Origin of the sequence: Burkholderia sp. MS389, assembly GCF_016899425.1 — a bacterium.
Lineage (GTDB): Bacteria > Pseudomonadota > Gammaproteobacteria > Burkholderiales > Burkholderiaceae > Burkholderia > Burkholderia sola.
This window is the reverse complement of record NZ_CP045995.1, coordinates 1,163,136-1,183,695: the sequence shown is the minus strand read 5'-3', so window position 1 is coordinate 1,183,695 and position 20,560 is coordinate 1,163,136. Positions and strand designations below refer to the sequence as shown.

Below are 20,560 nucleotides of genomic sequence, written 5' to 3'. Positions count from 1 at the left end.
GCACCGAATAAATAATAACGATTCGCGTTTCAGATGCCTTGCGAGGCTGAAAATCAAAACAATTTCGCCGACAGTTCCATAATCCAGCTCCGATCGATTTATTAAGCGGATGTTGGTTATCTAAATGGATCATTCGTCGCGGTGAAAATATTGCACTGCAAAAATCCACGTGTATTGAATCAGGGCGATATATCGGTGTTTCCACCGATGCGGCACAACCGTTGTCTTTGCGAAAAATCAAGGAAAGTCGGTGAAGAGTGTGTCGCGTGTTATTCCTGCTCGTCTGTCAGAAAGTAAAAAAACTACATAATCGTCGGCCGTTGATCCGATGGGAAAATATCGACTGGAAAACGGTTTGACTTTGATATAGCCTAGTCTGACGAAAGCGCGTAGTAATCAAATCAAACAGAAAGTCGCTTCAGAAACCAGGGGCCGCCATCATGTCATTCGACTAGTTCCGCAGCTGCATTCCCGGGCCGATCAAAAAACTCATCACGAATAAACCGACAGCGCATCGCGATTGCCGGGGAGGACGCTTTTATCCGCGATTTTCTGCTGCGTGCCGGCCGTTGCGGCCGCAATACCAATACCAAAGCCGAAATCAATAAAGAGGGAAAGCATGAACCCTGTCCGTCCGAAAAAAGCGAGTGAGCCGTTTCCGAGACTGCTGTTGCCCACCGGCGTGTTTCTGGCGCTGTCGGGCGCGGGCATCGTCCCCGCCTATGCGACCTGCAGCACGGCGGGCACCACGGTGACCTGTTCCGGCGTCGCGAATCCGCTGGCGCCCAGTTATTCGAACAGCGCCAACAACGTGAACGCGACGGTCAATCCCGGTGCAAGCGTCGGCGTGCTGCTCGGTGTCGGCGGCACGGCGATGTCGTTGACCGGCAGTAACGTCACGCTGACCAACAACGGCACGATCGACCCGTCGGCGCTCGGCTCCGGGCTCGGCGTGCTGTCGAGCGGTACGGTGATCGGCAACGCGGCGGCGAGCACCACCACCGTGACCAACAACGGCACGATGATGGGCTCGACCGGCGTGGCGATCAGCGGCGTGACGGGCATGGCGCTGTCGGTTCAAAACGGCACGGGCGGCACGTCGACGATTACGAACACGGGTACGATCGGCTCCTCCCCGCTGGTCGGCGCGACCCTCGTCGGCGCCGATGCGCCGGTGGTCGCCGCGTACGGCGGCGGCACGGTCAACATGACGAACAGCGGGACGATCACCGGTCGCGTGTCGCTGGGTTCGAGCGGCACACCGGGACAGGGCAATACGTTCACCAACTCGGGCACGATCAACGGCGGCGTGTCGATGGGGGCGAACAGCACGAATACGTTCAATGCCGTGACGGGCTCGTCGGTCAATACGGCCGGCGGCACCGGCGGCGCGTTCAACATCACGGTCGGCCCGGTCACGCTCGGCGTGGCGGCAACCGGCGTCGTCGACGGCGGCGCGGGCGGCAACAATACGCTCAACCTGCAGCAAGGCGTCGCGGCGAACGGCACGATCGCGGTCAACAACTACATCAACTTCAATCACCTCGACGTCACGAGCGGCAACTGGACGATCAACGGCGCATCCACCGCGCAGGACGCGACGCTGGCGGGCGGCACCGCGATCATCAACGACAACGCGTCGCTCGGCACCGGCACCATCACGGCCACCGGCGGCGCACTGCAGGCAGGTACGGCCGGGCTCAACGTCAGCAACAACGTGGACCTCGGCGTGGGCGGCCTGACGGTGCAGGGCGCGACCGGGCTGACGCTGTCCGGCACGGTGTCGGGTGGCGGCGCGCTGACGAAGAACGACGGCGGCACGCTGACGCTGTCCGGCGCGAACAGCTACACGGGCGGCACGAACCTGAACGCCGGCGGCCTGGTGATCGGCAACAATTCGGCGCTCGGCACCGGCGTGCTGAACGTCAACGCGTCGGCGTCGCTCGACACGAGCACGAACGTGACGCTCGCCAACACGGTCAATCTCGCGACCGGCTCGACGCTGACGCTCGGCGGCAGCAACGATCTCGGGCTGACCGGCACGATCAGCGGAAGCGGCGGCCTCACGAAGAATGGCGCGGCAACCACGACGCTGACCGGCGCGAACACGTATACGGGCGACACGACCATCAACAGCGGCACGCTCGCGCTGAGCGGGGCCGGCAGTCTGTCGGCGACCGGCACGGTCAACCTGACCGGTGCGGGCGCAACGTTCGACCTGAGCACTGCGGCGGGCGGGCGGACGATCGGTGCGCTGGCCGGCGCGGCCGGCACGAACGTGGACCTCGGCGCCAATTCGCTGACGCTCGGCGGCAGCGTCAATGCGACCTATGCCGGCACGATCGGCGGGTCCGGCAGCTTGACGCTGTCGGGTACCGGCACGCAATCGCTGACGGGCGCGAACACGTACACGGGCGGCACGAACCTGAACGGCGGCAACCTCGTCGTCGGCAGCAATACGTCGCTCGGCCTCGGCGCGGTGAACGTCAACGGGTCGTCGACGCTCGATGCGACCACCAACGTGTCGCTCGCGAACGGCGTCAACATCGCGACGGGCACCACGCTGACGCTTGGCGGCAGCACCGATCTCGGCCTGGGTGGCGTGGTCGCGGGTGGCGGCGGTCTCGTGAAGAACGGCGCGGCGACCTTGACGCTGTCCGGCGCGAACACCTACGCCGGCGGCACGACGCTGAATGCAGGCGGGCTGGTGCTCGGCAACAATGCGGCGCTCGGCACGGGTGCGTTGACCGTCGGCGGCGCGGCAACGCTCGATACGAGCGCGAGCCTGTCGGTCAACAACGCGATCGGCCTCGCTACCGGTTCCGCGCTGACACTGGGCGGCAGCAACGCGCTGACGCTGAGCGGCGGCATCACCGGCGCGGGCAGTCTGGTGAAGGACGGCGCGGCGACGACGACGTTGACCGCCGCAAACACCTACACGGGCGGCACGACGATCAATGCCGGCACGCTGGCGATCGGCGGAGGCGGCAGCCTGTCGGCAACCGGCAGCGTGAACCTGGCAGGCGCGGGTGCGGTGCTCGACGTGAGCGGCGCGACCGGCGCGCAGTCGATCGGGGCGCTGTCGGGTGTCGCCGGGACGAACGTGACGCTGGGCGGCAACGCGCTCACGCTGGGCGGGACGGCGAGCGGCACGTTCAGCGGGGCGATCGGCGGCACCGGCAGCCTGACGCTGGCCGGCTCCGGCACGCAGACGCTGAACGGCGCGAGCACCTACTCGGGCGGCACGAACCTCAATAGCGGCAGCCTTGTGCTCGGCAACGGCGGCGCGCTCGGTTCCGGCGCGCTGACCGTCGGCGGCGCGGCGACGCTCGATACGAATGCCGCGTTGTCGGTCGGCAACGCGGTCAATCTCGGCACGGGCGCCGCGCTGACGCTGGGGGGCAGCAACAGCCTCACGCTGGGCGGGGCGATTTCCGGCGCGGGGAGTCTCGTGAAGGACGGGGCGGCGACCACGACGCTGACCGGCGCGAACACCTATACGGGCGGCACGACGATCAACGCTGGGACGCTGGCGCTCGGCGCGGGCGGCAGCCTTGCATCGACCGGCACGATGAACCTTGCCGGCGCGGGCGCGGCACTGGACCTGAGCGGTGCGACAGGCGGTCAAACGCTCGGCGCGCTGTCGGGCGGCGTGGGAACGAACGTCAACCTGGGCGGCAACGCACTGACGCTCGGCGGCACGGCCAGCGGCACGTTCGGCGGGGTGATCGGCGGCACGGGCAGTCTCACGTTGTCGGGCACCGGCACGCAGACGCTGACCGGCACAAATATCTACACCGGCGGCACGAACCTCAATAGCGGCAGCCTCGTGCTCGGCAACGGCGGCGCGCTCGGTTCCGGCGCGCTGACCGTCGGCGGCGCGGCGACGCTCGATACGAACGCCGCGTTGTCGGTCGGCAATGCGGTCAATCTCGGCACGGGCGCCGCGCTGACGCTGGGGGGCAGCAACAGCCTCACGCTGGGCGGTGCGATTTCCGGCGCGGGCAGCCTCGTGAAGGACGGGGCGGCGACCACGACGCTGACTGGCGCGAACACCTATACGGGCGGCACGACGATCAACGCGGGGACGCTGGCGCTCGGCGCGGGCGGCAGCCTGGCATCGACCGGCACGATGAACCTTGCCGGCGCGGGCGCGGCACTGGACCTGAGCGGCGCGACAGGCGGTCAAACGCTCGGCGCGCTGTCGGGCGTCGCGGGAACCAACGTCAACCTGGGCGGCAACGCACTGACGCTCGGCGGCACGGCCAGTGGCACGTTCGGCGGGGTGATCGGCGGCACCGGCAGTCTCGCGTTGTCGGGTACCGGCACGCAGACGCTGACCGGCGCGAACACCTATACGGGCGGCACGACGATCGGCGCCGGCAGCACGCTGGCGCTCGGCGCGGGCGGCAGCCTTGCGTCCGGCAGCACGCTGGACCTCGCGGGCGCGGGGGCGACGTTCGACTTGAGCGGCGCGACGGCCGCGCAGACGCTCGGCACGCTGACCGGCGCGGCCGGCACGAACGTGAACCTCGGCGGCAACGGGCTGACGCTGAACGGCAACGGCAGCAGCACGTTCGGCGGCGCGATCGGCGGCACCGGCGGCCTGACGCTGGCCGGCAGCGGCACGCAGACGCTGACGGGCGCGAACACCTATACGGGCGGCACGACGATCGGCGGCGGCGGCACGCTCGCAGTCGGCGCGGGCGGCAGCCTCGCATCGACCGGCGCGGTGGACCTCGCCAGCGCCGGTGCGACGCTCAATCTGAGCGGCGCGACCGGCACGCAGACGATCGGCACGCTGACCGGTGCGGCCGGCACGAACGTCGACCTCGGCACGAATGCGCTGACGCTGAATGGCGGCACCAACGGTACGTTCGGCGGCACGATCGGCGGGACGGGCGGTGTAACCGTCGCCGGCACGGGCACGCAAACGCTGACGGGCGCGAACACGTATTCCGGCGGCACGACGATCAACGGCGGCAGCACGCTCGCACTCGGCGCGGGCGGCAGCCTCGCGTCGGGCAGCGCGCTGAACCTCGCGGGCGCGGGCGCGACGTTCGACGTGAGCGGCGCGACGGCCGCGCAGACGCTCGGCACGCTGAGCGGCGCGGCCGGCACGAACGTGAATCTCGGCGCGAATGCGCTGACGATGAACGGCAGCGGCAACGGTACGTTCGGCGGCGCGATCGGCGGGACGGGCGGCGTGACGTTTGCTGGCACGGGCACGCAAACGCTGACGGGCGCGAACACGTACACAGGCGGCACGACGGTCAACGGCGGCAGCACGCTGGCGCTCGGCGCGGGCGGCAGCCTTGCATCGACCGGCGCGGTGAATCTCGCGGGCACGGGGGCGACGTTCGACGTGAGCGGCGCATCGGGCGCGCAGACGATCGGCGCACTGATCGGCGCGGCCGGCACGAACGTGAATCTCGGCGCGAATGCGCTGACGCTGAACGGCAGCGGCAACGACACGTTCGGCGGCGCGATCGGCGGGACGGGCGGCGTGACGTTTGCTGGCACGGGCACGCAGACGCTGACGGGCGCGAACACGTACACGGGCGGCACGACGATCAACGGCGGCAGCACGCTCGCACTCGGCGCGGGCGGCAGCCTCGCGTCGACGGGCGCGGTGAATCTCGCGGGCACGGGCGCGACGTTCGACGTGAGCGGTGCGACCGGCGCGCAAACGATCGGCGGGCTGTCGGGCGCGGCCGGCACGAACGTGAATCTCGGTGCGAACGCGCTGGCGCTGAACGGCAGCGGCAGCAGCACGTTCGGCGGCACGATCGGCGGCTCGGGCGGCGTGACGGTGGCGAGCGGCACGCAGGTGCTGACCGGCGGCAACACGTACACGGGCGGCACCACGATCGCAGCCGGCGGCACGCTGCAGCTCGGCAACGGCGGCACGTCGGGCAGCGTGGCCGGCGACGTCGTCGACAACGGTGCGCTGGTCGTCAATCAATCGGGCAACGTGACGATCGCGAGCGTGCTGTCCGGCACCGGCTCGCTGACGCAGGCCGGCAGCGGGCAACTGACGCTGACCGGCACGAGCACGCTGAGCGGCCCGACCACGGTCAGCGCGGGCACGCTTGCCGTCAACGGTTCGCTCGGCCAGTCGACCGTCACCGTGCAGAACGGCGCGACGGTGACGGGCACCGGCACGATCGGCGGCCTCGTGGTGCAGGGCGGCGCGACGGCGGCCGCCACGCAGCTGGGCGCGGCGCTGAACGTGGGCGGCAACGTCACGTTCCAGCCGGGTTCGACGTTCCAGGTCGCCGCCACGCCGCAGCAAAGCGGCAGCCTCGCGGCGAGCGGCACGGCGACGCTGAACGGCGGCACCGTGCAGGTGCTTGCGAACCAGAGCACCTATCAGCCGGGCACGACGTACACGATCCTCAGTGCGTCGTCGGGCGTGCAGGGCGCGTTCGCCCAGGTGAGCGCGAACTATGCGTTCCTGACGCCGACCCTCAGCTACGATCCGGGTCACGTGTATCTGCAACTGGCTCAGAACGGCACCGCGCTGCCCGACGTCGCGACGACGCCGAACCAGCGCTCGGTCGCGACCGCGGTGGCCGCGCTCGGCGCCGGCAATCCGCTGTACGACACGGTGCTGACGACCGACGCGCCGACCGCACGCCGCGCGTACGGGCTGCTCGGCGGCGAACTGCAGGCGAGCCTGAAGAGCATGCTGCTGCTCGACAGCCGCTATGTGCGCGACGCGGTGACCGATCGCGTCCGTCAGGGCCTCGCGCCCGGATCGGGCCCGCTCGCGGCCCTGTCGTCGGGCGGCGCCGCGCTGTGCGGCGACAACACGGCCGGCGTGGTCGATCCGACGCTGCCGCCGGAACGCCGGATCGGTTCGCGCGCCGGGTGCTACGGCGGGACGCCCTATCAGCCCGTCGTCTGGGGGCAGGCGTTCGGCGGCCGCAGCCGGCTCGGAGGCGACGGCAACGCATCGTCGATCAACCGCAGCATGACGGGCTTCATCGCCGGCGCCGACATGGCGCTCAACGACAAGTGGCGCGCGGGCCTGGCCGCGGGCGTCACGCACAGCTCGCTCGACAACGACCAGAGTTCGTCGGCGGCGGTGAACAGCTACTACGTGTCGCTGTACGGCGGCGCGCAGTATGGCGCGCTCGGCGTGCGCGGCGGCGCGTCGTACACGTGGTATCGAATCAACAGCGACCGCTATCCGGGCTTCGCGGGCTTCTCCGATCACGATTCGGCCGGCTACAACGCGCATTCGGCGCAGGTGTTCGGCGAAGTCGGCTACGCGCTGCCGGTCGGGCCGGTCGCGATCGAACCGTTCGCGGGCCTCGCGTATGTGAACCTGCATACCGACGGCTATACGGAAACCGGCGGCGCGGCCGCATTGCGCGCCGGCGGCGAGACGACCCACGTCGGCTTCTCGACGCTCGGCGTGCGTGCGGCGTCGCAGCTCGGCTCGATCGCGAGCGGCACGTTCACCGCGCGCGGGACGGTCGGCTGGCGGCATGCGTTCGGCAACGTGCGGCCGTCGTCGGCGTTCACGTTCGCGAACGGCGGCACGTCGTTCCAGGTGTCGGGCGTGCCGATTGCTCGCGACAGCGCGGTGCTCGAGGCCGGCATCGACGCGAACATCACGAAGCGCCTGACCCTCGGCCTCACGTACAGCGGCCAATACGGCAGCGGCGTGCGCGACAACGCGATCCTCGGCAACATCCTGTGGAAATTCTGACCGGCAACTGACGTGCCCGTACGCGGCGCGAGGCGACGAAGCAACGTCGCCTCGCGCCGCAGCCGTTTCGTCGCTGCGCACGTTCGCCGTTCTGGCCTATCCTGTGCGAAACACGCGACGCGCGCCGCGCGTTGCGCCTCGACACAGGAGCATCGATGCCGAATCACGCCGAAGCCACGACGACGCAGGCGCCGCAAGTCGCGCCGATTGCCCCGACCATCGCGTCGGGTCCCGCCTTCATCGCGCCCGAAGCCGATCAGCAGGTCCTCGCGCGCAACAACCAGTACGTGCTGAAATCCGGCGACGCGTTCGTGGTCAGCGATGCGCTCGGCGACATCGGCGGGCATGACGATGGCCTGTTCGTCGACGACATGCGCGTGCTGTCGAAATGGCGCCTGACGTTCGGCGGCCGCGCGCCGTCGCTGCTGTCGGGCGCGACGAGCGCCGACAACGCGTCGTTCACCGCGCACCTGACGAACCGCCCGCTGCCGCCGCTCGGCGGCAAGGAGACGCCCGAGGGCGTGATCCATATCGAGCGCACGCGCGTGCTGGCGGGCGACGTGCTGTACGAAGCGCTGACGCTGACGAACTACGGCGCGAGCGAAGCCGAGGTGCCGCTGTCGCTGTCGTTCGCGGCCGATTTCAAGGACATGTTCGAAGTGCGCGGCACGCAGCGGCCGAAGCGCGGCACGGTGGGTGCGCCGCGCGTCGACGCGGGCGCGGTGCGGCTGCGCTACGACGGCCTCGACAGCGTGGAGCGCAACGTGACCGTGCATTTCTCGCCGGCGCCCGACGCGCTGTCGGTCGATCGCGCCGACTACACGCTGACGATCGCCGCGCAGGCGTGCGTGTCGATCTACCTGACCGTCGATGCGACGCTCGGGCCCGCGCAGGCCGAAGGGCCCGGATGCGGCCGCGTCGCGCTGCGCACCGCGCTCGTCGGCGTGCATCGCGAGATGCGGGCACGGCGCGAGTCGATGGCGCGCGTGAACACCGGCAATCCGCTGTTCGACGCCTGGCTCGATCGTTCGCTCGCGGATCTCGGGCTGCTCACGACGCAGCTCGACACGGGGCCGTACCCGTATGCGGGCATTCCGTGGTTCTCGACGCCGTTCGGCCGCGACGCGATCATCACGTCGCTGCAGATGCTGTGGCTGCAGCCGTCGCTCGCGCGCGGCGTGCTGCGTTTTCTCGCCGAACATCAGGCGCGCGAGACCTCCGCGTTCCGCGACGCGGAGCCCGGCAAGATCATGCACGAGTTCCGCCGCAGCGAGATGGCCGCGACGGGCGAGGTGCCGTTCGCGCTGTACTACGGCGGCGTCGATACGACGCCGCTGTTCATCGTGCTCGCGGGCGCCTATCTCGAACGCACCGGCGACGATGCGCTGATCGACGAGCTGTGGCCCGCGCTCGAGCGCGCCGCGCAATGGGTGATCGACAAGTGCGACCGCAACCCGTACGGGCTGCTCGATTACCAGCGCACGTCGGAGCGCGGCCTCGCGAACCAGGGCTGGAAGGACAGCCACGATTCGGTGTTCCACGCGGATGGCCGTTTCCCGGACGGGCCGATCGCGCTCGTCGAAGTGCAGGCCTATGCGTGCGCGGCGCTCGACGCGATGTCGGCGTGCTCGCGTCGGCGCGGCCATGCGGCCGACGCGACGCGCTACGCGTTGCGCGCGAAGACGCTGCGCGACCAGGTCGATGCGCTGTTCTGGATGCCGGAAGGCGATTTCTACGGGATCGCGCTCGACGGTCATGGCGAGCTGTGCCGCGTGTTCGCGTCGAACGCGGGCCACCTGCTGGCGTTCGGGCTGCCCGACGCCGAGCGCGGCGCGGCGGTCGCCGGCGTGCTCGGCTCGGCGCTGTTCCAGACGGGCTGGGGCATCCGCACGCTGGCGGCCGGCCAGCCGCGCTTCAATCCGATGGCCTATCACAACGGGTCGGTGTGGCCGCACGACAATGCGCTGATCGCGCGCGGCCTGGCGCGCTACGGCGACAAGACGGCCGCGGTGAATCTGCTGCGTGCGCTGTTCGAGGCGGCGGTGAGCTTCGAGATGCGCCTGCCGGAGCTGTTCTGCGGGTTCCCGCGCCGGCGCGGCGAACCGCCGACCGCGTATCCGGTGGCCTGCCTGCCGCAGGCGTGGGCGGCCGGCGCGCCGTTCATGATGCTGCAGGCGTGCCTCGGCGTGAGCATCGACGCATCGCGCCACGAGGTGCGCGTCGAGCGCCCGGCCTTGCCGGAAGGCGTCGACTGGCTGCGGATCGATGCGCTGCGCGTCGGCGACGAAACCGTGTCGCTGACGTTCCGCCGCGTCGACGGCCAGGTCATCGCCGCGGCGGAGCAGCCGGGCCGCGTGCAGGTGGTCGCGGTGCTGTAGTGCGGTGTCGCGCGAACGTTGCGCGATGTCGCGCCACGTTCGCGCGCAGCGGCATAGAATCGTGACATGACCCTTGAACGATGGCGGAGGTAGACGATGACGACCGACAACCGGCCCGACGACGGCGAGCACAAGCTCGAGAATCTCGAAGCGGCGGTCGACCACCTGCACAAGTCGATCGAATCGCAGAGCATCGCGGTCGGCGCGGCGAAGGGCATCCTGTTCAGCCTGATCGAAACGCTCGGCGCGCTGATCGGCGATCCCGATCTGCCCGAGCATGCGCGTTCCGGCTACGAAGCGCTGCGCGACAAGGCGAGCGAATTGCGCGGCGGCCTCGACCGTCACTGATGCACGGGCGGCGCACGCGCTGCCCGATTCGGTGGACGCGGCACAAAACCCCGTGCGCTCAATCAGTTAGGTGCCCGATACGCAGGATATCCACAAGCTTGCCAACACAATCTGTGGAGAACCGCCCGGCCTTGGGCCGGGCGCGCCGCGCGTGCACGGCGTGCGGTTCGACAACCACTCCGGTGCCACACCATTGACCGGTCAAGGTCCGTGGATCGAATCCCCTTGTGCATCAAGATGTTACGCGTCCGATTGGATGGATATCCACAGGCTTGCCAACAAAATCTGTGGACAACTTGCAATCGATTGCGTCGCAATGGTTGACGATCCGGTCGGCAGGGGCTGCGTGCACGAAGCCCGCACGCAAAGGCCGCCCGCTCCATGTATCGGCACACTAATGCGTGCGCGATCAAGGGCTTAGGCCCCGGGTACCCAGGATATCCACATCCTTGCCAACACTTTCTGTGGACAAGCGAGGCCGCGTTACCCGGCCGGCGCCGTGCCGGCCGCTTCCGCGACGATCCAGTCGTGAAAGAGCGTCATCGCGGGCGTCAGCGGTTTCGATTTCAGCGACGTGAGCCAGTAGCCGCCCGCGCGCACGTCGATGTCGAGCGGCCGCGCGAGCTGGCCGAGCTGCAGTTCGCGCGCGAACATGCAGGCCGGCGCGAGTGCCACGCCCGCGCCCTGCATCGCGGCCTCGACCATCAGCCGCGACGAATCGAACACGGGACCGTTGACGGCCCACGGTTCGAGCTGCGCGGCGTCGAACCAGCCGAGCCACTCGTCGGTGCGGTACGAGCGCAGCAGCGTTTCGTTCGCGAGATCGGCCGGCTGCGCGATGCGCCGCGCAATGTCCGGCGCGCACAACGCGGTGAGCGGCGCATCGAGCAGCCGCTCGTTGCGCGTCGCCGGCCAGTTGCCTTCACCGAAGCGGATCGCGAAATCGAGGCCCTCGCCGGCGAGATCGACGACGTTGTTGTTGGTCCGCAGCCGCAGCTCGACGAACGGGTGCGTGTCGCCGAACTGCTTCAGCCGCGGCATTAGCCAGCCTAGGGCAAAGGTGCCGACGACGCCGAGCGTCAACACCTCGTGGAAGCGTCCGCCGTCGAACTGCTTGAGCACCGTCTCGATGCGGCTGAACGCGTCGCTCAGCACCGGCAGCAGCGCGCGGCCCTCGTCGGTCAGCCCGAGACCGCGCGGCAGCCGCGTGAACAGCGCGCAGCCGAGCCGCTCCTCGAGCGAGCGCACCTGCTGGCTGACGGCGGCCTGGGTCACGCTCAGCTCGAGGCCGGCGCGCGTGAAGTTCAGATGGCGCGCCGACGATTCGAACGCGCGCAACGCATTGAGCGGAAGATGAGGGCGGAGCTTCGTCATAAGAATTTCTTTTGTCAGCGCTCAATTATCGTTGCTTGTCAGGCAACCGTAAAGTCTCGATAGTGCTGTCTCGGCGGCTGGCCGTTTTCAACGCGTCAACCACGTTGCGCCGCCATTCCACCATGAGACAACCGACATGACCTACTCATCGAAACGTCGAACCCTGTTGCTGGCCGCCGCGACGGCGCCGCTCGTTCTTACCGTCACCGCGTGCGCGTCGCGACAGGCCGCCGCGCCGGACGAAGCCACGGCGGCAGCGGCGGCTGCCGCGGATGTGATTGCGCCGGCCGCGGCGGCGGCGACGCTTGCCGACCTCGAGCGCGACGCGGGCGGCCGTCTCGGCGTGTGCGCGATCGACACGGCGAGCGGCCGGGTCATCGAGCATCGCGCGGCCGAGCGCTTCCCGTTCTGCAGCACGTTCAAGGCGATGCTGAGCGCGGCGGTGCTCGCGCGGAGCGTCGAGCGTCCGGGCTTGCTGCAACAGCGCGTGACGTATACGAAGGCCGACCTCGTCAACTATTCGCCGGTGTCGGAGAAGCATGTCGGCGCGGGCATGACGGTCGCCGCGCTGTGCGAGGCCACGATCCAGTACAGCGACAACTCGGCCGCGAACCTGCTGATGAAGCTGATCGGCGGCCCGTCGGCGGTGACCGCCCACGCGCGCTCGATCGGCGACGACGCGTTCCGGCTCGATCGATGGGAGACCGAACTGAATACCGCGCTGCCGGGCGACCCGCGCGACACGACGACGCCTGCCGCGATGGCTGCCAGCTTGCGCGTGCTGACGCTCGGTGACGCATTGCCGGCCGCGCAGCGTGCGCAGCTCGTCGCGTGGCTGCGCGGCAACAAGGTCGGCGACAAGCGGATTCGTGCGGGCGTGCCGGCCGGCTGGACGGTCGGCGACAAGACCGGCACCGGCGATTACGGGACGACGAACGACGCGGGCGTCATCTGGCCGACGTCGCGCGCGCCGATCGTGCTGGCCGTGTACTACACGCAGGCTCGCGCCGATGCGCGGGCGAAGGACGACGTGATCGCGTCGGTCGCGCGGATCGTCGCGCAGACGTTCGGTTGAGCGGCACGGCACGGCGCGCGTGGCGAGATCCGCGGGCGCGCCGTGCCGCAGTCGTGACCCGCGCGCTCAAACGTTGTGCGATCAACGACTTAGGTCGCGCATGCTCAGGATATCCACATGCTTGCCAACAAAAATTGTGGACAAGCTCGCGCGCGGCGGCGTCCGGCGTGCCGTACGTCACCGTGCCGCGTTTGAAGCAGCACGCACAATGTCTTTCGGATCAAGCGCTTGGCCGCGGTATGCGCAGGCTATCCACACGCTTGCCAACAAAAATTGTGGACAAGCAGGGTAGCCGGCGTGGCAGGCGGCGCGTCACGTGCCGACGCGGTACACAACCGCGCTTGCGCGGCCGTGTGCCGCTTTCGAAGCAGCGCGAACAAAGTCTTTCGGATCAAGCGCTTGGTCGCGGTATGCGCAGGCTATCCACATGCTTGCCAACACAATCTGTGGACAAGCCCGGCCGTCGCCGCGACGGTCAGGGCTGCCGATCGTCGACCGTGGGCCAGCGCACGAATGCGAACACCCACAACATGACGAAGTTCAGGATCGGCACGAACATCGTCAGGATCCACCAGCCCGAATGCCCGGTGCGCCGAACGATGCGCACGTACGGATAGATGACGACGGCGACGAGCACGAGTGAGACGATCAACTGCCACGCGGTGAAGTGTTCCATGGTCTTCCTCGGATTGGAATGTCGTCATGCGGTGCCGACGCAATGGCCGGCCCGGGGCGCCGACGTGCGTCGCCGGCGATGCGCGGCCGCGTGCGGCTTGCGTGATCTTGATGCGCGACGGGCGCGGGCGTCAAGGCATCGGCGGCGCGCTGCGATCGCATTGAAGCGTCCGTGTTCGCGCAGGCCGAACCCGCGCGCTGCCGAAACGGTGACACGCGACACGAACCATAGGCCGATCAACGAGTTAGCGCAGGCTTGCGCAGGATATCCACAAGCTTGCCAACACAATCTGTGGGTAAGTAGCGCATCGTCGTGGCATCGTGATGCGAAGTGCGGCGAAGCGGTGTGCGCGACGGCCATGACGCGCGCCGCGTCTGCATCACGCGTGCCAAAGTCCATCGGATCAAGGGTTTAGCGTCGCGGTGCGCAGGATATCCACAAGCTTGCCAACATTTTCTGTGGACAACTTTGACGGTGGCAGCGAACCCTTGTCAGGCGGGCAAGATAGACGATGCGGCGAAACGGGGTGTGGCTGCTTCAGGCCATTCCCACACGATTCCCCATCCCGCATGACGAATTGACATGACACCCCGCTGGAGCTGCCCCTGTAATACCGGACGCGATATTAAACTTAGGATTACTGAATCGATCGAGCGCCGGAAATCGTGCGGCGAGCGATGTTTCAGCGCGCTATGCGAGTGCTTCTCGTTGCAATGCTCGAACGCGATGGCCATATTGCATGCAGCAGTCGCTGCGTCCGGCGTCGGCATGAAGGCGACGTAGTCGCGTTTCATCGCCTTCACGAAGCGCTCGGCCGTCCCGTTACTTTGCGGGCTGCACACCGGCGTGGTCAATGGCTTCAGGCCGATGGCCACTCCGAACCGGCGCGTGTCGTCAGCCGTGTAGCCCGAACCGTTGTCGCTCAGCCACTCGATTTCGGGTGGGGTATGTGTGTCTCGTTACCTCAAGAAGTCAGGATACCTATTGATACGGGTGGGATTTATCTCGACTTGTCGTGTGGTTGATGCGGTCTGCTGGTTGTTGTTCTGCTGGTGTGAATTTGCTTCGGCGGACGGCGCAAGCCATATGACGGACGAGCGTCCAGAAGGCTGCAATATGTCCGAGCCGCCCGATTGGGTTCGCGTGAGGCAGCAAGTCACTTGCCGTTGTCCGCTTGAGCCAGCCGCGGTTGTGCAGATGTTGTGTATGCAACTTATATGCGGGGCATGTCCATTGTCGCGACAAAAGAAATCACACCCTGTGATTTTTGCTAGGTTTTTGTCAATTTCGGACGTGTCTTATGTGATTTTCTCCGAGTGCTCGGTAAATTCGACGCAGGAGAAATTCCGTTCGATGGAGATGAAACGTGCAGGACGATACCTCAGGCAAGGATGTCGCTCGCTTTGGCGATTCAACGGATCACGACGGCACGGTCATTCACGTCGCGGACAACGTTATGCGCGGGGGATTTCGGGCGTTGTCGAGTGGTGATGAATGCGGCAGTGGGGCAGTATTTGGCCTGCTTGGATCATCAGCGTCCCTTCGTGGCAGCGAGGCCCTTCGCGAGCTCGATGACAATAACGTTGCTGTGGAGGACGAAAATATTATTGCGTCACTGTACAGTCAATACCTCAGATTTCTCGATGATCCGCTTTCATTGGCCGAGTGGGCAATCTCTTATACACCGGAAGCCACGCCATCTGCGTTGCCCGTGCAGGCTGAACCGGGATTGGGTTTGCTCACTATGGTGGAGTTGCCGCCGCAACCGGTTAAGCCGGTTGCCAAGCCCCAGGGGATCATGGAGCTACTCAGGCCGCCGGTCAAACTTGAACAGCTGTTCGGCGACCTCAGTGGGGTACCGGACCTCTGTGAACCGGAGCAACGGAACGACGTGCTGGGCCTGTTCGCGCCTGCCGAATTCCTCGCAGCCGCATCACGCCATGCTGCCCAGCGGCCACCCGAACTGACGCGACGCGAACATCATATGGTCGCAATGGATAGCCCCGTGTCCCTGCCGGTCGGGTTGTTGCCTGATAGCGAAACGTCCTGACGAGTCAGTCTGCATACGCTCGCCGAGTAGCCCGATACGATCCATCTTATTGTCGGAATCACCATGTCCAACGCGTTTGACGTTCAAAAGCTATATCCGGTCATGCAGAAATTCAGCCGGCCCCGAACGCTCTCTATCAGTGGGGCGGCCGTCCCGTTATCGCACAATGGCGAACCTGTATTGCAATTGGTTGCGATCGAAGGCGAGGAAGAACTTTCCAAAATCTACACCTACGATTTGGAGGTTAAAACCTCGCTCGATGCGGGATTGAGTGACGAAGAGGCGGCGAATCTCAATACGCTCGACATGATTGGGAAGGAACTGACCGTCACCATCCAGCTTGACGGGATGGGCACTTTTATCCCTGGAATGCCAGGGGCGACCGGTGCAGCAAACGTCGGACGCGGGTTACGCGAAATCAGCGGGATTATCACGGCAGTGAGTTTTGCCGGTCAGTCAAACCGACAGAGTAGATATCGACTCAAATTGCAACCGTGGATCGCGCTAGCTGAGAAACGCTCGGATTACAGGATTTTCCAGAATAAGTCTGTTATTGAAATCATTCACGAAGTGCTGAGCGAGCACTACCTCTACTCGTGGGACATGCGGCTAAGCGAGCCCTATCCGAAGCTGGTCTATCAGGTCCAGTATGGCGAAACCGACTTTCATTTTATCCAGCGTCTAATGGAAGAAAACGGGATTTACTGGTTTTTCGAGCATTCAGGTACCGTGCATCGCATGGTCCTGGTGGACCAGTTGGGGGCGCACAAGCCGGTTGACAGTGAAGCCTATCAGACGCTGTCGTACTATCCGCCAGGCCGCAGGGTTGATATGGAGCACATCGACAACTTCGATACGACTGCGCGTATCCAGTCAGGTCAGTGGACCACGAACGATTTCGACTTTACGCGGCCAAGGGCAAATCTGGAGGCGCAGATTCAGTTGCCGCAGGACACCTCGCACAATACGCTTGAACGCTACGAGTGGCCTGGCGACTACACCGAGCGGGAGGCCGGTGAGCAGTTTGCACGGATACGCATGCAGGAAATGCGTGCCCTGGGTGAGCGGGGCACTGGCGGTGGGCATGTGCGGAACGTTGTGTGCGGGACGACTTTTACGTTGGCGGGCTTTCCGCAAGCCGGTGCAAACCGCGAATACCTTGTTATCCGGGCTCGGCTGGATGCGGCTGAACTCGACGGGGCAACCGACACCGGCGAATACCGGATTCGGACACGGTTTGAAGTGCAGCCGGCCACGACCGTTTTCCGTCCACCGCGCACGGTCAGCAAGCCACGCACAACCGGCCCGCAGACGGCCATTGTCACGGGGGCCGACGGGAGCGAAATCTACACGGACCAGTACGGCCGGGTGAAGGTGAAGTTCCACTGGGACCGCTCGCCAGTACATGATCAGACATCATCCTGCTGGCTGCGGGTCTCCTATCCGTGGGCAGGCAACAACTACGGGACCATCAGCGTTCCGCGGGTCGGCTCGGAAGTGATAGTGGACTTCGAGAACGGCGACCCTGACCGGCCATTTGTGACGGGGCGGCACTACAACGCGCACAACATGCCGCCGTGGGAGTTGCCCGCCAATGCGACCCAGAGCGGCACGCTGACGCGCTCCACCGATGAAGGCGGCTACGAAACCGCCAACGCGCTGCGGTTCGAGGACAGGAAAGGCAGGGAGGAAATATGGCTCCACGCCGAAAGGGATATGCGAACCGAAGTTGAAAACGATGAATCGCATACGGTTGGGCATGATCGCGCGAAGACAGTCGGACATGATGAATCGGTGACGATTGACAACGATCGTACGGAAAAAGTCGGCCGCGGCGAACAGGTCGAGATTGGTGTAGATCGTCGTCACACCATTGGCCAGGATGCGTTCCTTTCGGTTGGGCGCGATCACCGCATCCAGATCGGCAAGGATCGAATCGAGGAAACGGGCAACAATCGCAAGGACACCATTGCGGCCAACTTCCTGGTCACGACTGGCGGCAACGCCGAACACAAGGTGCAGGGGCGTCACCAGATCGAGGCGGGGCAGGCTATTGAGCGCAAGACCCGTATCTACCAGCTACAGGCGGGCGACAAGGCTGAAATCATCGGCCCAGCCGGAAAGATCACGCTCGACGGTGAGGGCGTCACGATTGAAGGAGTCCGGATCAAGCTGAAGGGGCCGGTCCAGACCGAGACCGGCTGGGTCAAGAATGCCCTGGACATGCGCTCAGACGTGAACAAGGGCGATCCGTTCACACCGGACTACTTCCCGTTTTCAGGCTGACGCCTGCCGTTCATTCCATCAAGGAACCGTGTCTCGTGATTGTGACTTTCCCGTTTGAAGACGATCCTTATTACAGCGCCCCGCAGCCAGCGTCTTACCCGCAGTCAGCCAGTGCCGCGCTGAGTACGCCAGCGCTTGTCCGCAAATATATTGATCTCGCGAAGCACGTCGCGGGAGGTGTATTCCCGGTAGGGCGCAACCGCTTCTGGCACGGCGGCGTACACCTGAGCGGAAAAAAGCCGGTGCGCGCGGTCGCGGACGGCACCATCGTCGCGTTCCGACTGGATCGGGACTATATCGACAGCGAACTCGACCGGCAGATCAAGGCGGCCGCACCCGTGAAGGCGTCAGCGTCGAAAGCCAAGCCACAGCCGTCACCGCCCCGACGGTTCAGCAGTAGCTTTGTACTGATTCGGCACGAGTGCGAGGTCAATAGAGGCGGCGGTGAAATGCAGCCCGTGGAGGGCGTTTCGCAGGGTGTCAGCGCGAGCATTCCCAGATACATCGGGGCGCACTTCTACTCGCTCTACGCGAATCTGCTGCCGCAGAAGCAGTTGCAGAACAAGGCAGTCCTGCCGCCGTTTCTCACGACCACCAATACAATTGTTCCGGTTGCCGCGTTGCGCGGGGACGAAGTAACGGTAAGCGCGGTGATCGATGACGGGCACCACATGGTCAAGATCAGGATTACTGACATCAATACCCGCAACAGTGGCGAGGGATGGATCGAGCGCATGTATCTGGACGTGGAGCCAGGCGCTCCACTGAGGCCCGAGCAGAAAATCCGGCTGGGCTACCCCATTTCGTTCATGTATTGCTGCCATCCTACGGAAAAGCGGTGGATGCCGTTGGACTGCACTTTCTCATTGGAGTATCCGGTCAGGGCCGGACAGGTGATTGGTTACGCCGGGATAACGGACGGTGATCTTGGCTCGGTGGCGGACAGCTTTCACTTCGAAATTTTTACGGGCGAGAACAAGTTGGTGAAGCAGATGAAGCCGCTTGTTCCGCTGAACATTAGCGACCCAAGTTCGTCGTACCAGGAGTATGCGGATGGGCAGAAAAGCGATGGTATGGGGAAGGTGTGGTTGACGCGGAATGCAACGCTGGCAAAAGATGTTTTTTCAAGTGAGGGTGGATTATCCGCGTCAAGCATGCAAGTGTTTCCAGCCGGCTCCTGCTTTTTTGCAGCGATACCCTGCGGGTTGGATGGAACGAAGCCTGATTTGGTTAGCGACCTGATATGTTTCAAGCTATTTGGAATGAATGGAAGCACCTACTACGCGTACGCCGATCAAGCGAGGGCCGTAGCCGATGGACGGGAATTTGTCCGCGACGCGTGGGTGACGCTGACTACCGATAGCGACTGGGTAGCGCGGGGATGGCAGGCCTATGAGGATAGCGAACTGAATACGACAGACGACGGCTTCGTTGAGGACGACGATGCGGTCATGCAGAAAATCCTGTCCGCCGCACACAAGTCTTCTGCGAGCCTGAGTCTCGATGATCTTCATGCTGATGGCGTTGACGCGATCTTGCGCACCGCTGCTGTCCGGTTTCACACCGAATGGGACAGCAGTAACAACAGCAAGCGATACGACAAACTTCAGCAAGGCGGCCATCCGCCGCTTCCGCAATTATCCGACAGCCAGTTCAAGGCGTTCTTGCAGGATATTCAGCGTCAGCAGTTCTGGAGCGACGCGAAGGTACAGCAGGATGGTGTGAACAATGCCATGAAGCCGCTATCCACGCCGATGGATACGAAGAACTGGCATTTCCATCCAGTGGGCTTTCTGGCCCAGATGCGGGAATGTCTCGCAACGGACGCAACGCTGTCCGAGGAGGCGTTCGAACTGGAAATCCGGCAGAGCTGGATAACCTGCCTGAAGCTGATCGAGAAGCGCCTCAAACAACTCGAACCCTGGGCGGACGCCAACGCCGCCATGCCTGATGCGCCCTCGGCGCGGGCGCCAGTCGTCAGGGAATATGCGACTCTACAAACGATTCACAATGTTGCTCATCACGATCTCTGGTCGAACTTCGAATACTGGTTTGGCGTAACGCCCAATGACATCGCTGCCCCGGAAACGTTGCACGGACAGCTTGCAGCCAAGCCTGCCGGGCATCACGTCCACAACTACCTGAAAGGCATGCGGGAGTTCTTCCGCCATATATCCATGCAACGGGTGGTCAAGGGCGCACTGGGTTTTGAGGCAGGTGCCTATGTGCAGCCGGGGTTGTATCCAGTCAAGGCGCTCAAGCCCGCCCAATCAGGCTTCCGGATGGAATACGTCAATATCGCCTGCCAGTATGGTCCATTCTTCCGAAGCTTTAATAACAGGGATCCGGTCGATCAGAACCGTATGGAAATCCAGTTGCACGAGGTAGCGCATTTGCAGAATACCGCTCATGCCCAGGACCAGAAGATCGATGTTAACGGGGCACACGACCCTGACAGATACAACGGAAAGACCGCCTATGGGGCACGCGCGGCACGGGTACTCGCCGAATTCACGCCCAACAGGGCGTTAGCTAATGCCGAAAGTATTGCATTTTTTATCGAGAGCGCAAAGGATGAAACCTGACCGTCTGACAATGAACGGCGTTCGCACCATTATTTCGATTGGAGGGATGGTGGCACTGGTCGGCTGCT

At 65.1% G+C, this 20,560-nt stretch carries 10 protein-coding genes and 1 pseudogene; 7 read left to right on the top strand and 4 right to left on the bottom strand.

Going from position 1 to position 20,560, the window contains the following annotated elements:
• Positions 1-492 precede the first annotated feature (492 nt).
• Complete coding sequence (locus tag GJG85_RS35250) at positions 493-621, bottom strand: hypothetical protein (protein ID WP_256975824.1); 129 nt, start codon at positions 619-621, stop codon at positions 493-495.
• On the opposite strand from GJG85_RS35250, the gene GJG85_RS21705 reads away from it, so the two are divergent.
• The 3 genes from GJG85_RS21705 to GJG85_RS21695 all read left to right on the top strand — a co-directional run bounded on the left by GJG85_RS21705 (position 620) and on the right by GJG85_RS21695 (position 10,446).
• A complete protein-coding gene (locus GJG85_RS21705) occupies positions 620-7,720 on the top strand; it encodes an autotransporter-associated beta strand repeat-containing protein (protein WP_239468987.1) in 7,101 nt (2,366 codons plus the stop codon). The two genes, GJG85_RS35250 and GJG85_RS21705, sit on opposite strands and share 2 nt — an antisense overlap.
• A gap of 155 nt (positions 7,721-7,875) precedes the next feature.
• Positions 7,876-10,098, top strand: coding sequence for an amylo-alpha-1,6-glucosidase (locus GJG85_RS21700; protein ID WP_089489574.1), 2,223 nt, complete (start codon positions 7,876-7,878; stop codon positions 10,096-10,098).
• Positions 10,099-10,194: 96 nt separating this feature from the next.
• Positions 10,195-10,446 carry a hypothetical protein gene (locus tag GJG85_RS21695; protein ID WP_006482135.1) on the top strand — a complete coding sequence of 84 codons (252 nt, stop codon included), beginning with the start codon at positions 10,195-10,197 and terminating at the stop codon, positions 10,444-10,446.
• Between the two features lie 483 nt (positions 10,447-10,929).
• On the opposite strand, the gene penR is transcribed toward GJG85_RS21695, so the two are convergent.
• A complete protein-coding gene (gene penR / locus GJG85_RS21690; RefSeq protein WP_050018225.1) occupies positions 10,930-11,820 on the bottom strand; it encodes a beta-lactamase transcriptional regulator PenR in 891 nt (296 codons plus the stop codon).
• 136 nt (positions 11,821-11,956) lie between these two features.
• Here penR and blaPEN-B point away from each other — a divergent pair, with 136 nt between their 5' ends.
• Positions 11,957-12,895 (top strand): PEN-B family class A beta-lactamase, encoded by a 939-nt coding sequence (gene blaPEN-B / locus GJG85_RS21685; protein WP_089489573.1) that lies wholly within the window; start codon positions 11,957-11,959, stop codon positions 12,893-12,895.
• A 475-nt stretch (positions 12,896-13,370) separates the two neighbouring features.
• On the opposite strand, the gene GJG85_RS21680 is transcribed toward blaPEN-B, so the two are convergent.
• Complete coding sequence (locus GJG85_RS21680; RefSeq protein WP_089489572.1) at positions 13,371-13,571, bottom strand: hypothetical protein; 201 nt, start codon at positions 13,569-13,571, stop codon at positions 13,371-13,373.
• 641 nt (positions 13,572-14,212) lie between these two features.
• Positions 14,213-14,521 (bottom strand): annotated as a pseudogene (locus GJG85_RS21675) (integrase core domain-containing protein); the annotation flags it as partial.
• 416 nt (positions 14,522-14,937) lie between these two features.
• Between GJG85_RS21675 and GJG85_RS21670 the strand changes: the two are divergent.
• The 3 genes from GJG85_RS21670 to GJG85_RS21660 all read left to right on the top strand — a co-directional run bounded on the left by GJG85_RS21670 (position 14,938) and on the right by GJG85_RS21660 (position 20,492).
• Positions 14,938-15,621 (top strand): TagK domain-containing protein, encoded by a 684-nt coding sequence (locus GJG85_RS21670; protein ID WP_050018228.1) that lies wholly within the window; start codon positions 14,938-14,940, stop codon positions 15,619-15,621.
• A gap of 63 nt (positions 15,622-15,684) precedes the next feature.
• Positions 15,685-17,907 (top strand): type VI secretion system tip protein TssI/VgrG, encoded by a 2,223-nt coding sequence (gene tssI / locus GJG85_RS21665; RefSeq protein ID WP_239468986.1) that lies wholly within the window; start codon positions 15,685-15,687, stop codon positions 17,905-17,907.
• A gap of 35 nt (positions 17,908-17,942) precedes the next feature.
• Positions 17,943-20,492 carry a hypothetical protein gene (locus GJG85_RS21660; protein ID WP_204384400.1) on the top strand — a complete coding sequence of 850 codons (2,550 nt, stop codon included), beginning with the start codon at positions 17,943-17,945 and terminating at the stop codon, positions 20,490-20,492.
• The last annotated feature ends 68 nt before the right edge of the window (positions 20,493-20,560 follow it).